The organism is Streptoverticillium reticulum (assembly GCF_047456005.1).
In the GTDB taxonomy this organism is placed as follows: domain Bacteria; phylum Actinomycetota; class Actinomycetes; order Streptomycetales; family Streptomycetaceae; genus Streptomyces; species Streptomyces reticulum.
Genome location: NZ_CP179755.1, coordinates 6,671,047 through 6,688,812, shown reverse-complemented (window position 1 = coordinate 6,688,812; position 17,766 = coordinate 6,671,047). Strand labels below are relative to the sequence as shown.

Genomic DNA, 17,766 nt, shown 5'->3' with positions numbered 1-17,766 from the left:
AGCGGTTCGCTGCGGCCTGAATCGTACCGAGCCGGGCCCACTGCCCGCTAAACGGTCAGCCGTCGCCGTCCCTCTCCCCCAGGGCCTCGAGATTCTCCTGGAGCGATTTGAGCAACCTGTCCCGCTCCGCCTCGTCCACCTCCGCGGGCATCACACCGCCCGCGTCGGCCAGCCGCCGGAAGCCGCTGCGGCTCTCCAGCCGCCCGGTCACCCTGACCGGCAGGCCGAGCAGGTGTGCATAGCCGGCGATGCGGTAGTCCTCCGCGCCGAGCACGGCCCGCACCTGGGTGACGTCCGCACCGGCCAGCACCCGCAGCCGCACCGTCCCCGCCCCGCCCTGTGCCTCGCGGCGCATCCGCACCACCGCCGCGGTGAGCAGGACGGGCACCGAGGGCTCGTCCCGGACGTACCGGGCGCCCGCCTCGCGCAGCGCCGGGAGGTCGCCCGGGCTGAACTCGACGGGCTCGGGCCGCGCGGCGAAGCCCCCGGGCGGACCGGCGGCGGGCGCCCACTCCACGCCGATGCGGATGCCCTCCGAGCCGCCGACGAGCGCGACCACGGCCTCGGTCAGCTCCCTGCTCACCCCTGCCGCGACGGCCGCGTCGAGGGCGTCCCAGCGCCCCGTGGCCCGCTGGTAGTCGCAGCCGTCGCGGGCCGCCTGCAGGGCGCGCAGCAGGGCGGTGACGACGGCCCGGGAGCCGTCCGCCGGGGCGAACACGGTCAGTTCGCGGCCGCCCGGCGCGGGGCCCACCAGCAGCGGTTCCAGGGCGGCCTCGGCCTCGCGGCGGCGCCGGGCGCCGTGGTGGCCGGCCGGGCCGCGGGCGGCGAGGGCGCCGGCGAGGAGCATGGCGCGGACTCCTGCGCGCAGCCGCTCCTGCGCGGTCCAGGCGGCGGCCGGGACGCGGGGTTCGGGGATCCCGCGCCACCAGCGGACCTCGTCGCTGGGCAGGTGCAGGGCGACGAGGACGGCGCGCGCGGAGGGGGCGGCGCTGCGTTCGAGCGCGGTGAGGGCCTCGGCGAGCAGGTCGGCACTGTCGGGGAAGGCGCTGCTCTCCGGGACGAGGAGGCTGGTGCCGGCGCCGGCGCCCTGGGGCGGTGTCCAGCGGCTGTAGCGCCCGTGGCTGCCGCCGCGGCGCCGCCAGCCGTGCCGGGCGAGCAGGGCGGCGAGGACGCGGGGGTCGGGCGGCGGGGCGGGCCGGGCCGCGACGGTGCGGTGCTCGGGCCGTTGATGCATCAGGGTCTCCCTCCCGCCCCGACCCGGTTCATGATGGCGCAGAGGGCGCGGTCGTCGAAGACGTGCGAGGTCGGTATCCGCACGGTGGTCCGGCGTCTGCCGGTCACGGGGTGCCCGGCGAGGTTGGTCCAGTAGCAGCAGTGCCGCAGTTCGAGGCGGTCGTGGCCGGCGCGGAGCCAGTCGTCCGGGCTCCGGGGCACGATCATCACGACGAGGATCTTGTGCACGGAGACCGGGGTGCGGGCGAGCTTGACCAGGTGGTCGTTGTCGAGGGTGAACGGGACCGACGTGCGGGCGCCGGGCACGGCCGCCCAGGGGCCGAGCTGGTAGGTGCACTTGAGCTGCACCTTGATGGTGACCTCGTCGTCGGCGATGTGCCCGGGGGCGCTGTGGCTGACGTGCCAGTCGATGCCGTTGTCGGGAAAGGGCTGGGCGAGCGAGCAGCCGGCTGCGGCGGCCACCGCGTGCAGATAGCCGATCTGCAGGGTCTCCATGCAGGCCGTGACGGCGAGCGTGCCGCGCACCGGCCCGGGCGGGGGAACCGGTGGGGTCAGCAGGCCGCCGGTCGGTGCGGCGGGGTCGGGCTGCGCGAGCGCCATGTCCGAAAGCCTTCCGGGCTCGCCTGTCCTGTGGTCCGTACAACTGTGTTGTCTCCGCACGAACTCCCCGCCAAACAGGGGCGGTTCGGTCCGGACTACGGCCGGGTATCACCTGGCGGGGAGGGGAAACACGCCATTTGCCGGACAAGCGCGAGGAGTTGTGACATGCCGTGCTGGTTCGAAGGAGCACTTGCCGCCTTCGACACCGAGACCACCGGTGTCGACGTCGAACACGACCGGATCGTGTCGGCGGCGGTCGTGGCGCAGTCACAGGCGGGGGCCTCGCCGGTGGTGACGCGCTGGCTGGTCGACCCCGGGGTCCCGGTCCCCGAAGGGGCGACGGCCGTCCACGGTCTGACGGAGGCCCATCTGCAGCGGCACGGCCGGTGGCCGTCCCCCGTGATGGAGGAGATAGCCCGGGCGCTGGCCGGCCATGCCGCCCGTGGCGTGCCGCTGGTGGTGATGAACGCGCCGTTCGATCTGACGCTGCTGGACCGGGAGTTGCGCCGGCACCGGGCGTCGTCGCTGGCCGGGTATCTGGCCGGGTCGCCGCTGTGCGTGCTGGATCCGTGGGTGCTCGACAAGCACCTGGACCGCTACCGCAAGGGCCGCCGGACGCTGACGGACCTGTGCACGCACTACGGGGTGGAGCTGTCCGGGGCGCACGACGCGTCCGCGGACGCGGTGGCGGCGCTGGAGGTGGTCCGGGCGGTGGGGCGGCGCTTCGCCTCGCGCCTGGACCGGCTGAGCCCGACCGAGCTGCACGCACGACAGGAGGTGTGGCACGCGGCGCAGGCGCGCGGCCTGCAGGCGTGGTTCGCGCGCAACGGCTCCGACGAACAGTGCGACCCGGCATGGCCGCTGCGGCCGGAGATCCGCGCCGCAGCGTAGGGCCCGGCCACAACGCACAAGGCCGGTCCGTCAGTTGACGGACCGGCCTTGCCCTGGTGGGCGATACTGGGATCGAACCAGTGACCCCTTCGGTGTGAACGAAGTGCTCTCCCGCTGAGCTAATCGCCCGGGCCGTTCTCGCGGTTTCCCGCGGGAACGCACTGAACAATACAGGTGATCGCGCCGTTCCTTCAAATTCCCGGGGCCCCGCGCTCCAGGCGGGCACGCAGCCCGCGCCGGCCGGCGCGCATCATCCACGCGTGGTTGGCGAGGAAGAAGGGGCGGCCGGGCAGGGCCAGGCGCCGCATCACGGGCTTGCGGACCTCCACTTCCTGATCGAAGCGGGCCAGGCTGCCGGCCGTGCCGCGGTCCAGGACGGTCCAGCGGGCCCAGCCCTCGAGGTCGCCGGTCATGGCGATCTCGAGGACGCGGGCGGCGGGGTCGCGGCGGGTCTCGCGGGCGGTGACGGTGAGCTCGTACGGCAGGAACGAGCGGAAGCGCGCGGTGCCGCCGGTGTCGTCGACGGGATCGACCCGCCGGACCTGCGGCCACCAGTCGGGATACTCCTCCGCGGCCTCGAGGACGGCGTAGACGGCGTCGGGGGGCGCGGGCAGCGGCCAGGCGTCGCGGAAACGGTAGCGGTGCAGGGAGCGCCGGGGCATGCCGCCAGGGCACACCAAAAGACCGAGGGCCCGCAAGGTGGTATTCCTTGCGGGCCCTCGGTACCAGGGTGGGCGATACTGGGATCGAACCAGTGACCTCTTCGGTGTGAACGAAGCGCTCTCCCGCTGAGCTAATCGCCCGGGCGCACCGCAAACATTACCGCATGTCAGAGGGTGCGCCGAACCGCCTGCGCGGGGTCGGCGGCGCCGCTGCGCCCACGTCGTCACGCTCCGTGTCCCCGCTCTCCGCGCCCGGCGCACCGCGACGTCCACCGGCGCGTTCCGGAAATGACCGGTTCGGCGGTATACACGGCGTTCCGACTGGGCCGTACGAGGTATCCGAAGAGCCTCAAAACGGTCAGAGGGGTTTACAACGGCACCGTAGGTGGCATGTCGATTTCGCCGACGTGCGAATCCCCGAGCGCACACTGAGCGAAAGGCCCTGGCGCTTATGAACACCACGGTCAGCTGCGAGCTGCACCTGCGCCTCGTTGTGTCGAGCGAATCCTCACTGCCTGTACCCGCAGGCCTGCGGTACGACACGGCCGATCCGTATGCCGTGCACGCCACCTTCCACACCGGAGCCGAAGAGACGGTCGAGTGGGTCTTCGCCCGTGACCTGCTCGCCGAGGGCCTGCACCGGCCCACCGGCACCGGCGACGTCCGCGTCTGGCCGTCCCGCAGCCACGGTCAGGGCGTCGTCTGCATCGCGCTGAGCTCTCCCGAGGGCGAGGCACTGCTGGAGGCCCCGGCCCGGGCGCTGGAGTCCTTCCTGAAGCGGACCGACGCCGCCGTCCCGCCGGGCACCGAACACCGTCACTTCGACCTGGACACGGAGCTTTCCCACATCCTGGCCGAGAGCTGACCTCCGGAGCGCACCAGCCCACTCGGGGAGGCAGTGCGCAGCATCTTGCACATACGGCACGACACGGCGTCGTCGCCGCGGATCCTCCGCGGCGGCGGCGCCGTCGCGTTGCGCCCTTGCGGGCGCCGGTAAGGTCGGTGCCCGCAGTCGAACAGGTGCCGCCCCGGAACCATCCGCCCCGCCCGTCCCATCCGCCCGGCAAGGGAGCGTCCGAATCCGTGCTGATCAACCATGACACCCGGTGTGCGCTGGATGCCGTCGTCGATCTCCTCAACAGCGGCCCCGGCGACCCGCAGGAGCTGCAGGGCTTCGTCGAGCGCCATGGGATCAGCGGGATCGGGGTGCTGCAGGACGAGGACCTGCGGGCGGTGCTGGCCGTACGGGACCGGTTCGCGCAGGTCTTCGACGCCGAGGCCGTGCCGGACGCGGCGGAGCTGCTCAACGTGCTGATCGCCGGAGCGGGCACCACGCCACGGCTGACCGACCACGACGGCTACGACTGGCACGTGCACTACTTCGCGCCCGGCGCCTCCGTGGCCGAGCACCTGGCGGCGGACGGCGGGATGGCACTCGCCTTCCTGCTGGTGGCCGGCGAACGCGAGCGGCTGCGGCGCTGCGCGGCACCGGACTGCGGGCGGGCCTTCGTCGACCTCTCCCGCAACCGCTCGCGCCGCTACTGCGACGGCCGCACCTGCGGGAACCGGCTCCATGTCGCCGCGTATCGGGCACGCCGCCGGGGAGCGGCGGACTGAGCTTCACCATCGGTAGAGATCGTGGACCGCGGTCACCAGGATCAGGGTGGCTATGAAGGTCAGGAAGAACATCAGGGGCGGTTGCGACAGTGCGAAGAGGCAGCCGCGCGGTTCCTCGGTGATCTCGGCCGGTTCGTCGTTCATCTCCGCCGATCATGGCGCAGCCGGGACCCGGTGCACCGGCGAACGCGCAAACTCGGCAGGGGAGTTCGTCAGATCCCGTGCTTCTTGAGGATCGCCTCGATGTCGGAGAAATCCTCCCCGTCCTGCGCGGGGGCCTTCTTCGTCCTGCCCGTGGGGCGCTCGGTGCGGGCGGGGCCGAGCGAGGGGGCGGAGGCGGCGGGGGCCACGGCGTCGGGCCCTGCGGCGGCGGCCGCCGCCCGGCGCTCCTTGCGGCTGCCCCCGCGGCGGCGCTCGACGGCCCTGCTCGCCGCGAACAGCACGGCCGAGAGCGCGAGCACGGCGAAGCCGGCCCAGACGGAGGGCTTGAGGACGAGACCGGTGAGCCAGTCGACGACGCCGGTCAGGACCAGCCCGACGGGGATCAGGGCGTAGGCGGCGATGCGGGTCGCGGCGAGGAAGCGCTTGCGGTAGGCCGTCAGCACGGCGATGCCGAGGCCGGCCGCGGACACCGCGGCACATACGGTCGAGGTCAGCATCCGGTCCTCCTGTCGTGACGGTCTTCTGCCTCCATCCTGCACCGGCCCGGACGGCGCGGGCCACGGCCCGGCGGGGGCTCAGGGAGATCTCCGGGTCGTCTCGGGGGCGTTCTCCTCCCCGGGACCGAGATCTCCGCGCCCTGTGCGGGCTGGGAGACTGGTCCCATGAGCGACACCGACACCACCGCCCCCGTCGTCCTCGACGTCTGGTGCGAGCTCCAGTGCACCGACTGCCGTACCGCCCTCGACGACCTGCGCGCACTGCGCGCCCGGTTCGGCGAACGGCTGGAGATCCGGCTGCGGCACTTCCCGCTGGAGAAGCACAAGCACTCCTACGCCGCCGCGCAGGCCGCCGAGGAGGCGGCCGAGCAGGGACAGGCGTGGCCGTACGCCGAGGCGGTGCTGGCCCGCGCCGAGGAACTGGAGAAGCGGGGCGAGGCGCTGCTGACCGAGATCGCGGCCGGACTCGGGCTGGACGCCGAGGAGATCGACACCGCGCTGATCGACGGGCGGCACATGCTGATCGTCGACGCCGACCAGGCGGAGGGCAAGGCGATCGGGGTGACCGGTACGCCCACCTACGTCATCGGCGGGGAGCGGCTGGACGGCGGAAAGAGCCAGGACGGCCTGCGGCAGCGGGTCGAGGAGATTGCCGAGCGGCTGCTGGCCGGCTGATCGCCGCGGGGCTACAGCAGTTCCTTCGACAAGTGGTACTCCTCCGGCTCGTAGCCCAGTGACTCGTACAGTCGCCGTGCCGGGGGGTTGTCGGCGAAGACGTTGAGCCGGAGGCGTTCCGCTCCGGCTGCGCGGGTCTCGGTCTCGGCCAGGAGCATCAGCGAGCGGCCGTGACCCCGGCCCCGGTGGGCGGGGTCGACCTCCACGCGGTAGACGAAACCGCGCAGGGCGGCCCACAGGGTGCCCACCTGGGTGCCGCGGTGGGTGAGGACGCGCAGCAGCATGCCGTCGGTGCAGGGGCCGTCGGGGAGCAGGGCGCGGTGATCGGCCTCGGCCTGGGCGTGGGCGCGGTCGGCGGGGACGCCGTATGCGGTCCAGCGCTCCGCGTACTCCGCCTGTGCGGCCGGTTCCCAGGCCGCGAACTCCGCCTCCGTCATGGGCCGTCCGCCGGTGCCGTCCGGCAGGGACGGCGGCTCGGCGGACAGGAGCTTGCCCATGGTGCGGTGGCGTTCGGTGTAGCCGAGCGCGGTGGCGAGCGGCAGGCCCGCCGCGGCCTGTTCGGCGGCGACGCAGACCTCCACCCGCCGGCAGCCCCAGCCGCGCAGCACCTCCTCGGCGGCGAGGGCCGCGACCGTGCCCCGGCCGCGGCGCCGGTCGGGCGCCTGGACGCCGAGCCGGACGATCCGTCCGACGCCGGGTCCGAAGCGCCGGTCGGTGGCGAGGTCGATGCTGCCGACCGGGCGGCTGTTGACACGGATCTCGTACCGGCGGGACCGACCGCCGTCGTCGGTGCGCTGTTCGGGGGCCGCGGGGCGCAGGGTGGTGGTCACGTTGGTGTTGTACCGGCCACGCGGCCGTACGTCACCGGCTTTACGGATCGGGAACGGTCGCCGCGTGCTCGTCGAAGACCCGCATCGCCTCCGCCGTCACCGGGCCGGGCGCGGCGGGGAGCCCGCGGCCGTCGAGGGTGTGGACGGCCTGGACGTCGCGGGTGCTGGAGGTCAGGAAGACCTCCTCGGCACGTTCCAGGACGTCGAAGGGCAGGTCGGTCTCCTTGGCGCCGACCCATTCCAGGACGAGGGCCCGGGTGATGCCGGCGAGGCAGCCGGAGGCGAGCGGCGGGGTGTGCAGCGCGCCGTCGAGGACGACGAAGACGTTGGAGCCGGTGCCCTCGCAGAGCCGGCCGGCGGTGTTGGCGAACAGGGCCTCGGAGGCGCCCTGTTCGCGGGCCCGGGCCAGGGCGACGACGTTCTCGGCGTACGAGGTGGACTTGATCCCGGTGAGGGCACCGCGCTCGTTGCGGGCCCAGGGGACGGTGACCACGGCCGTGGCGTCCGGACGGCGCGAGACCTCGGTCAGGGCGACGAGGAGGGTCGGGCCGCCGTCGCCGCGGTCGGAGCCGAGCGGGGCGAGGCCTCCGGTGAAGGTGATGCGGAGTCTGCCCCGGGGCGCCGGGTTGGCGTCGAGAACGGCCGTGCAGGCGGCCCGCACCTCGTCGAGGTCCGGCTCGGGCAGGCCGATGCCGCGTGCCGACGCGGCGAGCCGGGCCAGGTGCCGGGTGAGCGCGAAGGGCCGGCCGTCGGTGGTCTTGAGCGTCTCGAAGACGCCGTCGCCGACGGTCAGGCCGTGGTCGAAGACCGAGACCCTGGCGTCCGCGGGGTCGCACAGGGATCCGTCGAACCAGATCTTCACCGGGTTCTCCCTCCGAGCGGCTGGTACGTACCCGACGCTATCGCCAGCAGCCGGGCCGCCTTGAGTTCGGTCTCGGCCCACTCCCCCTCCGGGTCGGATCCCCAGGTGATCCCGGCGCCGGTGCCGAACCGCAGGACGGGGCCGCCGGCGGCGGCCCGGTCGATCCAGAACGTGCGGATGCCCACCGCGAGTTCACCGGTGCCGCGGTCGGCGTCGACCCAGCCGACGCCGCCGCAGTAGGGGCCGCGGGGTGCGGTCTCCAGGGACTCGATGATCTGCAGGGCACTGGCCTTGGGGGCGCCGGTGACCGAGCCGGGCGGGAAGGTGGCGGCGAACAGCTCCGCCCAGGCCCGTCCCCGGTGCTCCTCCGCCGTCTCACCGCGGACGGTGGAGACGAGGTGCACCAGGCCGGGGTGCGGCTCGACCGCGCAGAGCGCGGGGACGGTGACGGAGCCGGTGGCGCAGACGCGGCCGAGGTCGTTGCGGACCAGGTCCACGATCATGACGTTCTCGGCGTAGTCCTTCTCCAGCAGTTCGTCCGCGGTGCGGGCGGTGCCCTTGATCGGCCCGGACTCGACCGTGGTGCCGGTGCGGCGCAGATACAGCTCCGGGGAGGCGGTGGCGACCTCCACCCCGTGGGCGGGCAGCCGCACCGTGCCCGCGTGGGGGGCGGGGTTGCCCCGGGCGAGCAGCGCGGTGAGGGCGTCGACGTCGGCGGCGGCCGGGTCGGGCAGGGGCGCGCTCAGCACCCGGCAGAGGTTGGCCTGGTAGACCTCGCCAGCCGCGATGTGCTCGCGGATGCGGCGGACGCCCGCGATGTAGGCGTCCCGGTCCAGCGAGCTGGTCCAGGCGTCCGGGGCGGGCCCGCGCCAGCGGCCGGGGACCGGGGCGGGGGCCGGCGCGGGCCGGACGTCGGCGAAGCGGGCGCAGTGCAGGCCGCCCTCGAAGTCGGCGACGACCGCCCACCAGCCCGTGGAGTCCAGAGCGGCGGGGTCGCTGGTCACGTCGCGCAGATCGGTCGCGAGCAGCCCGCCGAAGCGGGCCATGGGGGTGAGGTCGTGCACGTCAACGAGTCTATGGCGCGGTCCTCCGGGCGACCCGGGGACGGGATCAGCGCAGCACGCTGCGGAAACGGAATTTGAGCTGGAGCCGGAATCCGCTAGAGTTCAACACGTCGCCGGGACGCGGAAGCGGGCCGGAGAAACGACAACTGCGGACGTGGCTCAGCTGGTAGAGCATCACCTTGCCAAGGTGAGGGTCGCGAGTTCGAATCTCGTCGTCCGCTCGATGTGGGGGATCTTCCCGACCCCCCGCTCCTGGTGGAGTGGCCGAGAGGCGAGGCAACGGCCTGCAAAGCCGTCTACACGGGTTCAAATCCCGTCTCCACCTCCAAGGACGATTAGCTCAGCGGGAGAGCGCTTCCCTGACACGGAAGAGGTCACTGGTTCAATCCCAGTATCGTCCACTGGATCCCCATGGATCTTCCCCGCGCGATTAGCTCAGCGGGAGAGCGCTTCCCTGACACGGAAGAGGTCACTGGTTCAATCCCAGTATCGCGCACGCAGCACTGCCCGGACGATTAGCTCAGCGGGAGAGCGCTTCCCTGACACGGAAGAGGTCACTGGTTCAATCCCAGTATCGTCCACTGGATCCCCATGGATCTTCCCCGCGCGATTAGCTCAGCGGGAGAGCGCTTCCCTGACACGGAAGAGGTCACTGGTTCAATCCCAGTATCGCGCACCATGATCGGCCGGAGGCCGGAGCACCACGGTGTTCCGGCCTCCGGCCTTTTGCGGCGTCGGCCCGCACACACGCCTTGGCCGGGTACCTCCCCAGGTACCCGGCCAGCCGTGCCGTCCGCCGCACCCCCGTCCCCACGGGGTTCAGTTGCCGGTCTGTCCCCGGCCCGGGCCGCTCTCCCGGGCCCGGGGCGCTCAGCGCCCCAGCATTCCGGCCACGGACGACGCCTGAGTGACGACGGCGTGCCAGCCGCCGAAGACCACCGCGAGGAGGGCCGCCAGGGGCAGCACCATCACCGTGGCCACCAGCGGGTGGCGGGTCGGGGAGGATCGGTCGCCGAAGATCTCCGCGGCACCGGGCGGCTGCGCCCGGCCGGCCGTGGTGCGCCGTGCCGTGTCCGACATGCTCTCTCCTCCCTCCGTTCCCTGCCCGTGCGTCCCGCTGCAAGGGCGGCGGGCGTCCGACCTCGGGGGACGAGTACTGTCGCCCGCCGCTTGTGTTCCACAGTAGGCGCGGGCCGGGGGCCGGACGTCATGCCCGCGTACCGATTGCCGGGCCTCCCCGAGGATGAGGCTGCAGCCCGGGTGCTACTCCCCTGGGTGGAGAACACGGGTCCGCGCCTGGGGGACTTCCCGGAGGCGCACCCCGGCGCGGGCTCGCGGCCGCGGGTGACTTCGATCACTCGGGCCCGGCCGGGCCACGGCTCCGGCCCGTCCCCGGCCGCTTCCCGCGCCCGCACCGCCCGGCCCGTCCGGCGGGCCCGTCAAACCCCCTTCCGCCATGGCTTCTTGGCCTCTCCCCCAGGTCCGGAGGCCCACAACCGCCGCCCCGCGCACCCGCTCAGGGACCCCGGCGGGGCACCGGCAAACCCGTTGCCGACGCATGCGCGGCCTCTCAGCGCGCCCGGCCGTCAATCCGTAAGCTGTGCCACGTCAGACGCCGGGCGTACGGCGGGCGGCCAAGTGGGGCGGCCCCACCGGAGGTAGGGGACGAAGATGACGATGATGCGGCTCCGGCGCGAGGACCCGCGTGTCGTCGGCTCGTTCCGGCTGCACCGGCGGCTGGGCGCGGGCGGCATGGGCGTGGTCTACCTCGGCTCCGACCGGCGCGGCCAGCGCGTCGCGCTGAAGGTGATCCGGCCGGACCTGGCCGAGGACCAGGAGTTCCGTTCGCGTTTCGCCCGCGAGGTGTCGGCCGCCCGGCGCATCCGCGGCGGCTGTACGGCGCGGCTGGTGGCCGCGGACCTGGAGGCGGACCGGCCCTGGTTCGCCACGCAGTACGTCCCCGGCCCCTCGCTGCACGACAAGGTGAACGAGGAGGGGCCGCTGTCGGCCGCTCAGGTCGCCTCCGTCGGGGCCGCGTTGGCCGAGGGGCTGCTGGCGGTGCACGATGCCGGAGTGGTCCACCGCGACCTCAAGCCGTCGAACATCCTGCTCTCCCCCAAGGGCCCCCGCATCATCGACTTCGGGATCGCCTGGGCCACCGGCGCGAGCACCCTCACCCACGTGGGCACGGCCGTCGGCTCGCCCGGCTTCCTCGCGCCCGAGCAGGTGCGTGGCGCCGCGGTGACGCCGGCCACGGACGTCTTCGCCCTCGGCGCCACGCTGGCCTACGCCGCCACGGCCGACTCTCCGTTCGGGCAGGGCAGTTCGGAGGTCATGCTCTACCGCGTGGTGCACGAGGAGCCGCAGCTCATGGGCGTGCCCGATGCGCTCGCGCCGCTCCTCCACGCATGTCTGGCCAAGGATCCCGAGGACCGGCCGAGCACGCTGCAACTGTCGCTGCGGCTGAAGGAGATCGCCGCGCGCGAGGCGCACGGGCTGTCGGAGGTCCGTCCGCCGGCGCCGCGGCGCGAGCCGGACCGGCCGCAGGGGCGGCGGGCCGAGGAGTACGAGCGGCAGCGCACCGAGCGGCAGCCGGGCAGTTCGCCCACGCCCCGCCCGCACGCCCCCGCGCGTCCGCAGGCCCGGCAGCATCCGCAGCCGGCCGAGACGGTCCGCGCCCCGCGACCGCCCGCAGCGGGGCGCACCGGCACGCGTCCCGGCCCCCGGCGCCCGGGGCCGGACCGGCGGCTGCTGCGCCAGCGGCTGATCGTCTTCGTGGTGGTGACGCTGCTCGTCGCCCTGGGCATCGCGGCGGCACAGGGCTGCCAGGGCCCGGCCCGCACCACGAACGGCCAGCCGGCGACGGTCGTGCGCCCCGAAGGGGCGCGGGGAACTGCGCAACCGGCCACAACCGACCCGCACCTGCCCCACAACGCTCAGCTTGCCGGGCGCCCCGACGTAACCGCGTAAAACGCAACAGCGGCGGCCGCACCCACGTTGAGCGAGTCGATCCCGTGCGCCATCGGGATGCGGACCCATTCGTCCGCAGCCCGCAGCGCGCGTGCCGACAGTCCCTCGCCCTCCGCCCCGAGCATGAGCGCGACGCGGTCCAGGCGGTGCGGGGCCGCCGCGTCCATGGGCGTGGCCTTCTCGTCCGGCGTCAGGGCCAGGACCCGGAAACCCGCCTCGCGCAGCGTCTCCAGGTCGCGCGGCCAGGTCTCCAGGCGCGCGTACGGCACGGAGAAGACGGCGCCCATCGAGACCTTCACCGAGCGCCGGTAGAGCGGATCGGCACAGTCCGGGGAGAGCAGGACCGCGTCCATGCCGAGGGCGGCGGCGCTGCGGAAGATGGCGCCGATGTTGGTGTGGTCGTTGACCTTCTCCATCACGGCGACGCGACGCGCCCCGCGCAGCAGCCCGGCGGCGTCCGGCAGCGGCTTGCGCTGCATGGACGCCAGGGCGCCGCGGTGCACGTGATAGCCCGTCACCCGCTCGGCGAGCTCGGGCGCGACGGCGTACACCGGGGCGGGGGACTCCTCGATGACGTCCCGCATCGTGTCGACCCACTTGGCCGAGAGCAGCATCGACCGCATGGCGTAGCCGGCCTGCCGGGCGCGCCGGATCACCTTCTCGCCCTCGGCGATGAACAGGCCCTCGGCCGGTTCGCGGCGGCGCCGGAGCTCGACGTCGGTCAGGCCGGTGTAGTCGTGCAGGCGCGGGTCGTCGGGGTCGTCGATGGTGATCAGGTCGGCCATGCTCGTGTGCTCTTCTCGGTTGTGCTAGGACGCGGTACCGGCCGTGCAGCGCACGACCTCGCCGATCACGATGACCGCGGGCGGGCGTATGCCCTCCGCCTTCACCCTCTCCCCCACCGTGGCGAGCGTCGCGTCGACGCGGCGCTGCGCCGCCGTGGTGCCCTCCTGGACGACGGCCACGGGCGTGTCCGCGGGGCGGCCGTGGCCGATCAGGACCGCGGCGATCCTGCCGATGTTCTCCACCGACATCAGGAGGACGAGCGTGCCCTGCAGTTGGGCCAGGGCCGCCCAGTCCACCAGGGAGCGCGGATCGTCGGGAGCCACGTGCCCGCTGACGACGGTGAACTCGTGGGCCACGCCGCGGTGGGTGACGGGGATGCCGGCCGCGGCCGGCACGCTGATCGAACTGGAGATGCCGGGGACGACGGTGCACGGGATGCCGTGCTCGGCCAGGGCCTGCACCTCTTCCATGCCGCGGCCGAAGACGAACGGGTCGCCGCCCTTGAGGCGGACGACGGCCTTGCCGGCCTTCGCGTGCTCGATCAGGGCGTTGTTGATGGCCTCCTGGGCCATGAACCGGCCGTACGGGATCTTCGCCGCGTCGATGATCCCGACGTGCGGCGGGAGTTCGTCCAGCAGGTCGCGCGGGCCCAGCCGGTCGGCGATGACGACGTCCGCCTCGGCGAGCAGGCGGCGGCCGCGGACGGTGATGAGGTCCGGGTCGCCGGGGCCGCCGCCGACGAGGGCGACGCCCTTGTGCCGGGGGCGGTGGTGCGGGGCGGCGAGCGAGCCGTCGCGCAGCCCCTCGACGATCGTGTCGCGCAGGGCCGCCGAGCGACGCGGGTCGTTGCCCGTGAGCACGGCGACGGTGACGCCCTCGCTGCGGCCGGTGGCCGGGGTCCAGGCGGAGGCGGCCGTTGCGTCGTCGCTGCGCACGGCCCACACGCGGCGGGCCTCGGCCTCGGCGGAGGCGGCCGCGTTGGCGGCGGGGTCGTCGGTGGTGATCAGGGCGTACCAGGCACCGTCGAGGTCGCCGTCGCGGTAGCGGCGGCGCTCCCAGCGCAGTTCACCGGTCTCGGCCATGGCCTCCACGGACGGGGTGGCGGAGGGCGACACCAGCAGGACGTCCGCACCGGCCGCGATCAGCGCGGGCAGCCGGCGCTGGGCGACCTGGCCGGCGCCGAGGACGACGACGCGCCGCCCGGCAAGACGGAGTCCGACGGGGTAGGGGGCGTGCTCGGCCATGGCGGTGCGGCCTCTCGTAGTGCGGTACGGGTTCGTCGGCGCACACGCCGTTGTGTGCAGGGGAGGCGGGCGGACGGGGTACGTCCCCTGGGGGCGCACCCCGCCTGCGACGGGTCCGTCAACCCTTCTCCGTCACACCCGCGGTGTCAAAGGTGGCCACCTCGTGCATCGCGCGGGCGGCGCTCTGCACCACCGGCAGCGCCAGCAGGGCACCCGTGCCCTCGCCCAGGCGCAGGTCCAGGTCCACCAGCGGGCGCAGCCCCAGCTTGGTGAGCGCGGCCACGTGGCCGGGCTCCGCGCTGCGGTGTCCCGCGATGCACGCGGCGAGCGCCTCCGGTGCGATGGCGCGGGCGACCAGGGCGGCCGCGCCCGCGCTCACGCCGTCCAGGATCACCGGCGTGCGCAGCGAGGCGCCGCCGAGGATCAGGCCGACCATGGCGGCGTGCTCCAGGCCGCCGATCGCGGCGAGCACGCCGATCGGGTCGTCCGGGTCCGGCTGGTGCAGTTCCAGGGCGCGGCGCACGACGTCGACCTTGCGGGCGTGCATCTCGTCGTTGATGCCGGTGCCGCGGCCGGTGATCTCGGCCGGGTCCGCGCCCGTGTAGACGGAGATGAGGGCGGCCGACACCGTGGTGTTGGCGATGCCCATCTCGCCCGTCAGCAGCGCCTTGTTGCCCGCCGTGACCAGGTCGCGGGCCGTCTCGATGCCGGTCTCGACGGCGCGCAGCGCCTCTTCACGGGTCATCGCGGGCCCGGTGGTGAAGTCGTTGGTACCGGGCCGGATCTTGCGCGGCAACAGGCCGGGGGTGCTGGGCAGTTCGGCCGCCACGCCGACGTCCACGACGCAGACCTCGGCGCCGACCTGGTTGGCGAAGGCGTTGCAGACCGCCCCGCCGCCCAGGAAGTTGGCGACCATCTGGGCCGTGACCTCCTGCGGCCAGGCCGTGACGCCCTGGTGGTGCACGCCGTGGTCGCCCGCGAAGATCGCGACGGCGGCCGGCTCCGGGATCGGCGGCGGGCACTTGCGGGACAGGCCGCACAGCTGCGCCGAGATGATCTCCAGCATGCCGAGCGCGCCGGACGGCTTGGTCATCCGCTTCTGGCGCTCCCACGCCTCGCCGAGCGCCTTGGCGTCCAGCGGGCGGATGCCGCGCAGGGTCTCGGCGAGCAGGTCGTGCGGGTCCTCGCCGGGCAGGGCGCGGCGCCCGTACGTCTCCTCGTGCACCACCCACGACAGCGGGCGGCGCTTGGACCAGCCGGCCTGCATCAGCTCGGGCTCGTCCGGGAATTCGTCGACGTAGCCGATGCAGAGGTAGGCCACGACCTCCAGGTGCTCCGGCAGGCCGAGGGCGCGGACCATCTCGCGCTCGTCGAAGAAACTGACCCAGCCCACGCCGAGGCCCTCCGCGCGGGCGGCGAGCCAGAGGTTCTCCACGGCCAGCGCGGAGGAGTACGGGGCCATCTGCGGCTGGGTGTGCCGGCCGAGGGTGTGCCGGCCGCCGCGGGTGGGGTCGGCGGTGACGACGATGTTGACGGGCGTGTCGAGGATGGCCTCGATCTTCAGTTCCTTGAACTGCTTGGCCCGGGCCTTCGGCAGCGACTTGGCGTAGGCGTCGCGCTGCCGGGAGGCCAGCTCGTGCATCGTCTGCCGGGTCTCGGCGGAGCGGATGACGACGAAGTCCCAGGGCTGCGAGTGCCCGACGCTCGGTGCGGTGTGCGCGGCCTCGAGGACGCGCAGCAGCACCTCGTGCGGGATCGGGTCGGTGCGGAACCCCTTGCGGATGTCGCGGCGTTCGCGCATGACGCGGTGGACCGCTTCGCGCTCGGCGGCGGCGTATCCGTCGGCCGGGGGGCCGGCCGGTACGACGGGCTCGGGCTCGACGGGCTCGGCCGGTTCGGCGGCCTCCGCCTGCGGCTGCGCCTCGGCGTCCGGTGCCGGGGCGTCCTGCTCGGGCGCGGCCGGTTCGGGGTGCGCGGGGGCCTCGGCCTCCGGCGCGACCGCCTCGGCCGCCACCGGCGTCACGGGCTCGGCCCGGACCTCGGCAACCGGCTCGGGCTCGGGCGCGACGTGCTCCGCGGGCTGGTCGGCGGCGGGCTGAGGAACCGTCGGCACTGCGGGCTCGGCCTCGACCTCGATCACGGCAACCGGCTCGGGCTCCGGCTCCACCGGTGCCGGCTCGGGCGCCACGGGCTCGGGGTGCGGGGCAACGGCCTGCTCGGGCGCGGCCGTCGGGGCAGCCGGCTCGGCCTGGACCTCGGCGACCGGCTCCGGTGCTGCGGGCTCGGCCGGCGCCACGGCGACCGGCTCGGGAGCGGGCGCCTCGACCGTCACGGGCTCGGACACCTCGGCCGGTACCGGAGCCTCCGGTTCGGCGGGGGCGGCAACGGCCTGCTGCACCACGGCAACCGGCTCCGGCGCAACGGCCTGGGCGGCCACCGGCACGACGGGCTCGGGCACGACGGGCTCGGGGGTCGCCGCAACCGCCTCGGCCTGCGGCACCGCGACCGGCTCCGGCACCACGGGCTCGGCCTGCACCGGGGCGGGGTCGGCCGGCGCGGCGGGCACCGGCTCCTGCGGCGCGAGGTCCTGAGGAACCGTCGGGGCCGGGGCGGGCTCCTCCGGCGCCGGGGCGGCTGCTGCCGGGGCGGGCTCGGGCTGCACGGGGGCGGCCTCCTCCGCGACGGCGACCGGCTGCGCCACGGGCTCGGGGTGGACGGACCCGGCCTGCGGGACCGACTCGGCCGCCACGGGCACGACCTGATCCGGCGCCACCGGGGCCACGGCCTGCTGCGCAGGCTCCTCGTGCACCGGGGCGGCCGGAGCCGCGGGCTCCTCCGGGACGACCACGGCGGCGGCCGGCACGGCGGCCGGCTCGGGCTCCGCCGGCTGTACCGGCTCCTCCGGGGCAGGCGCCGCCTGCTCCGGCACGGCAGCAACCGGCTCCGGCGCCTGCTGCACAGGAGCGGCCTGTGCAGGAACAGCCGCCTCGGCCGGCGGCTGCACCGGCTCGGGAGCAGCGGCAGGGGATCCCGCACCGGCCACTATCGACTCGGCGGCGCCCCCGGCCGGGGTGCTCTGGGGCGGCACGCCACCGGTGTTCTGCGACGGGACGAAGGCCACAACCGGCTCCGCGGCGGGCGCAGTCGGGGCCGCGTCGGCCTGGGGCACGGGCGGGCGGACCGGCGTGGCGGCCGGCGGCTGCGGCGCGGCCGGGCCGCGGTCCGCGAGGGAGCGGACGACGCCGCCGCTCGACGGGTCCGGCACGGGCGGGCCCATGTGCAGCGGACGGCGGGCCGCCGAGGGAGCGGTGGGGGCGGCGGGCGCCGCCGGGGTGGCGGGGGGCGGGGTGCGGACGCCGGTGAAGTCGACGGATCCGGTGTCCCGGCCGCCCGACTCGTGCGTGCCGCCGCCCTGGAGGGTCGGCTGTTCCATCCAGGCGCCCTGGGCGCCCGGCATCAGCAGCAGGTCGTCCTCGTCGGCGGTGTCCGCCTGGTCGAGGAAGATGTACGGAGCCGGGCTTCCGGTGTCGGCAGGAGCCGGCGCATCCGCGGGGAGCGGGTGCCCGGGCAGTGCGCCTGCGTTCTCCGGCTGTCCCTCGTCCGGGAACCGGCCGGTGTCGGTCATGCGTACCCCTCGCCCATCGGTAGTGCTCCTTCCAACCGCTGACGCCCA

General features: G+C 74.4%; 17 protein-coding genes and 8 tRNA genes. 11 read left to right on the top strand and 14 right to left on the bottom strand.

Going from position 1 to position 17,766, the window contains the following annotated elements; genetic code table 11:
* Positions 1–55 precede the first annotated feature (55 nt).
* Together ACMATS_RS30845 and ACMATS_RS30840 are read right to left on the bottom strand one after the other, a co-directional pair.
* Complete coding sequence (locus ACMATS_RS30845; protein WP_390779036.1) at positions 56–1,234, bottom strand: hypothetical protein; 1,179 nt, start codon at positions 1,232–1,234, stop codon at positions 56–58.
* Positions 1,234–1,833, bottom strand: coding sequence for a DUF4365 domain-containing protein (locus ACMATS_RS30840; protein WP_390779035.1), 600 nt, complete (start codon positions 1,831–1,833; stop codon positions 1,234–1,236). Before ACMATS_RS30840 ends, ACMATS_RS30845 begins: the two co-directional genes overlap by 1 nt.
* A 165-nt stretch (positions 1,834–1,998) precedes the next feature.
* Here ACMATS_RS30840 and ACMATS_RS30835 point away from each other — a divergent pair, with 165 nt between their 5' ends.
* On the top strand, positions 1,999–2,724 hold the full coding sequence (locus ACMATS_RS30835; RefSeq protein WP_336414332.1) for a 3'-5' exonuclease: 726 nt from the start codon (positions 1,999–2,001) through the stop codon (positions 2,722–2,724).
* A gap of 54 nt (positions 2,725–2,778) precedes the next feature.
* Here the strand turns inward: ACMATS_RS30835 and ACMATS_RS30830 are convergent.
* The 3 genes from ACMATS_RS30830 to ACMATS_RS30820 all read right to left on the bottom strand — a co-directional run bounded on the left by ACMATS_RS30830 (position 2,779) and on the right by ACMATS_RS30820 (position 3,527).
* A tRNA-Val gene (locus tag ACMATS_RS30830) sits at positions 2,779–2,853 on the bottom strand.
* Between the two features lie 62 nt (positions 2,854–2,915).
* The gene (locus ACMATS_RS30825; RefSeq protein ID WP_390779034.1) at positions 2,916–3,386 is read right to left on the bottom strand and encodes an SRPBCC family protein; all 471 of its coding nucleotides are present in this window, start codon (positions 3,384–3,386) and stop codon (positions 2,916–2,918) included.
* A 69-nt stretch (positions 3,387–3,455) separates the two neighbouring features.
* Positions 3,456–3,527 (bottom strand) — tRNA-Val (locus tag ACMATS_RS30820).
* Between the two features lie 310 nt (positions 3,528–3,837).
* Between ACMATS_RS30820 and ACMATS_RS30815 the strand changes: the two genes are divergently transcribed.
* Together ACMATS_RS30815 and ACMATS_RS30810 are read left to right on the top strand one after the other, a co-directional pair.
* Complete coding sequence (locus ACMATS_RS30815) at positions 3,838–4,251, top strand: SsgA family sporulation/cell division regulator (protein WP_003959770.1); 414 nt, start codon at positions 3,838–3,840, stop codon at positions 4,249–4,251.
* 218 nt (positions 4,252–4,469) lie between these two features.
* Positions 4,470–5,003: a CGNR zinc finger domain-containing protein gene (locus tag ACMATS_RS30810; protein ID WP_390779033.1), complete on the top strand. Its 534-nt coding sequence runs from the start codon at positions 4,470–4,472 to the stop codon at positions 5,001–5,003.
* 3 nt (positions 5,004–5,006) lie between these two features.
* On the opposite strand, the gene ACMATS_RS30805 is transcribed toward ACMATS_RS30810, so the two are convergent.
* Together ACMATS_RS30805 and ACMATS_RS30800 are read right to left on the bottom strand one after the other, a co-directional pair.
* Entirely contained in the window at positions 5,007–5,147 is a 141-nt protein-coding gene (locus tag ACMATS_RS30805; RefSeq protein WP_336414329.1) for a hypothetical protein, read from the bottom strand.
* Positions 5,148–5,215: 68 nt separating this feature from the next.
* A complete protein-coding gene (locus ACMATS_RS30800; protein ID WP_390779032.1) occupies positions 5,216–5,662 on the bottom strand; it encodes a hypothetical protein in 447 nt (148 codons plus the stop codon).
* 165 nt (positions 5,663–5,827) lie between these two features.
* On the opposite strand from ACMATS_RS30800, the gene ACMATS_RS30795 reads away from it, so the two are divergent.
* Positions 5,828–6,337 (top strand): DsbA family protein, encoded by a 510-nt coding sequence (locus ACMATS_RS30795; protein WP_390779031.1) that lies wholly within the window; start codon positions 5,828–5,830, stop codon positions 6,335–6,337.
* An 11-nt stretch (positions 6,338–6,348) separates the two neighbouring features.
* On the opposite strand, the gene ACMATS_RS30790 is transcribed toward ACMATS_RS30795, so the two are convergent.
* The 3 genes from ACMATS_RS30790 to ACMATS_RS30780 are packed head-to-tail and all read right to left on the bottom strand — an operon-like array spanning position 6,349 to position 9,093.
* Positions 6,349–7,167 carry a GNAT family N-acetyltransferase gene (locus tag ACMATS_RS30790; protein WP_390779030.1) on the bottom strand — a complete coding sequence of 273 codons (819 nt, stop codon included), beginning with the start codon at positions 7,165–7,167 and terminating at the stop codon, positions 6,349–6,351.
* A gap of 40 nt (positions 7,168–7,207) precedes the next feature.
* On the bottom strand, positions 7,208–8,029 hold the full coding sequence (locus ACMATS_RS30785; protein ID WP_390779029.1) for an aminotransferase class IV: 822 nt from the start codon (positions 8,027–8,029) through the stop codon (positions 7,208–7,210).
* The gene (locus ACMATS_RS30780; RefSeq protein WP_390779028.1) at positions 8,026–9,093 is read right to left on the bottom strand and encodes a chorismate-binding protein; all 1,068 of its coding nucleotides are present in this window, start codon (positions 9,091–9,093) and stop codon (positions 8,026–8,028) included. The genes ACMATS_RS30785 and ACMATS_RS30780 overlap by 4 nt, the downstream gene beginning before the upstream one ends.
* A gap of 148 nt (positions 9,094–9,241) precedes the next feature.
* Between ACMATS_RS30780 and ACMATS_RS30775 the strand changes: the two genes are divergently transcribed.
* The 6 genes from ACMATS_RS30775 to ACMATS_RS30750 all read left to right on the top strand — a co-directional run bounded on the left by ACMATS_RS30775 (position 9,242) and on the right by ACMATS_RS30750 (position 9,772).
* A tRNA-Gly gene (locus ACMATS_RS30775) sits at positions 9,242–9,314 on the top strand.
* Positions 9,315–9,347: 33 nt separating this feature from the next.
* A tRNA-Cys gene (locus tag ACMATS_RS30770) sits at positions 9,348–9,421 on the top strand.
* A 1-nt stretch (position 9,422) separates the two neighbouring features.
* Positions 9,423–9,494, top strand: a tRNA-Val gene (locus ACMATS_RS30765).
* Positions 9,495–9,517: 23 nt separating this feature from the next.
* Positions 9,518–9,589 (top strand) — tRNA-Val (locus ACMATS_RS30760).
* A 13-nt stretch (positions 9,590–9,602) separates the two neighbouring features.
* Positions 9,603–9,674, top strand: a tRNA-Val gene (locus tag ACMATS_RS30755).
* A 23-nt stretch (positions 9,675–9,697) separates the two neighbouring features.
* Positions 9,698–9,772 (top strand) — tRNA-Val (locus ACMATS_RS30750).
* A 191-nt stretch (positions 9,773–9,963) separates the two neighbouring features.
* Here ACMATS_RS30750 and ACMATS_RS30745 read toward each other — a convergent pair.
* Positions 9,964–10,173, bottom strand: coding sequence for a hypothetical protein (locus ACMATS_RS30745; protein WP_390779027.1), 210 nt, complete (start codon positions 10,171–10,173; stop codon positions 9,964–9,966).
* Between the two features lie 591 nt (positions 10,174–10,764).
* On the opposite strand from ACMATS_RS30745, the gene ACMATS_RS30740 reads away from it, so the two are divergent.
* Positions 10,765–12,063 carry a protein kinase domain-containing protein gene (locus ACMATS_RS30740; protein WP_414169736.1) on the top strand — a complete coding sequence of 433 codons (1,299 nt, stop codon included), beginning with the start codon at positions 10,765–10,767 and terminating at the stop codon, positions 12,061–12,063.
* Here the strand turns inward: ACMATS_RS30740 and ACMATS_RS30735 are convergent.
* The 3 genes from ACMATS_RS30735 to cobT form a co-directional block, all read right to left on the bottom strand.
* Entirely contained in the window at positions 12,030–12,848 is an 819-nt protein-coding gene (locus ACMATS_RS30735; protein WP_390779025.1) for a TrmH family RNA methyltransferase, read from the bottom strand. The two genes, ACMATS_RS30740 and ACMATS_RS30735, sit on opposite strands and share 34 nt — an antisense overlap.
* A gap of 24 nt (positions 12,849–12,872) precedes the next feature.
* Positions 12,873–14,093 (bottom strand): uroporphyrinogen-III C-methyltransferase, encoded by a 1,221-nt coding sequence (gene cobA, locus ACMATS_RS30730; protein ID WP_390779024.1) that lies wholly within the window; start codon positions 14,091–14,093, stop codon positions 12,873–12,875.
* Positions 14,094–14,211: 118 nt separating this feature from the next.
* Positions 14,212–17,718 (bottom strand): nicotinate-nucleotide--dimethylbenzimidazole phosphoribosyltransferase, encoded by a 3,507-nt coding sequence (gene cobT / locus ACMATS_RS30725; RefSeq protein ID WP_414169735.1) that lies wholly within the window; start codon positions 17,716–17,718, stop codon positions 14,212–14,214.
* Positions 17,719–17,766 lie beyond the last annotated feature (48 nt).

What these genes read in the sequence shown, in the direction of transcription:
- cobA (WP_390779024.1), bottom strand. Translation starts at nt 14,093, where the DNA reads ATGGCCGAGCACGCCCCCTACCCCGTCGGACTCCGTCTTGCCGGGCGG.
- ACMATS_RS30825 (WP_390779034.1), bottom strand. Translation starts at nt 3,386, where the DNA reads ATGCCCCGGCGCTCCCTGCACCGCTACCGTTTCCGCGACGCCTGGCCG.
- ACMATS_RS30815 (WP_003959770.1), top strand. Translation starts at nt 3,838, where the DNA reads ATGAACACCACGGTCAGCTGCGAGCTGCACCTGCGCCTCGTTGTGTCG.
- cobT (WP_414169735.1), bottom strand. Translation starts at nt 17,718, where the DNA reads ATGACCGACACCGGCCGGTTCCCGGACGAGGGACAGCCGGAGAACGCA.
- ACMATS_RS30745 (WP_390779027.1), bottom strand. Translation starts at nt 10,173, where the DNA reads ATGTCGGACACGGCACGGCGCACCACGGCCGGCCGGGCGCAGCCGCCC.
- ACMATS_RS30735 (WP_390779025.1), bottom strand. Translation starts at nt 12,848, where the DNA reads ATGGCCGACCTGATCACCATCGACGACCCCGACGACCCGCGCCTGCAC.
- ACMATS_RS30800 (WP_390779032.1), bottom strand. Translation starts at nt 5,662, where the DNA reads ATGCTGACCTCGACCGTATGTGCCGCGGTGTCCGCGGCCGGCCTCGGC.
- ACMATS_RS30845 (WP_390779036.1), bottom strand. Translation starts at nt 1,234, where the DNA reads ATGCATCAACGGCCCGAGCACCGCACCGTCGCGGCCCGGCCCGCCCCG.
- ACMATS_RS30805 (WP_336414329.1), bottom strand. Translation starts at nt 5,147, where the DNA reads ATGAACGACGAACCGGCCGAGATCACCGAGGAACCGCGCGGCTGCCTC.
- ACMATS_RS30795 (WP_390779031.1), top strand. Translation starts at nt 5,828, where the DNA reads ATGAGCGACACCGACACCACCGCCCCCGTCGTCCTCGACGTCTGGTGC.
- ACMATS_RS30740 (WP_414169736.1), top strand. Translation starts at nt 10,765, where the DNA reads ATGACGATGATGCGGCTCCGGCGCGAGGACCCGCGTGTCGTCGGCTCG.
- ACMATS_RS30835 (WP_336414332.1), top strand. Translation starts at nt 1,999, where the DNA reads ATGCCGTGCTGGTTCGAAGGAGCACTTGCCGCCTTCGACACCGAGACC.
- ACMATS_RS30840 (WP_390779035.1), bottom strand. Translation starts at nt 1,833, where the DNA reads ATGGCGCTCGCGCAGCCCGACCCCGCCGCACCGACCGGCGGCCTGCTG.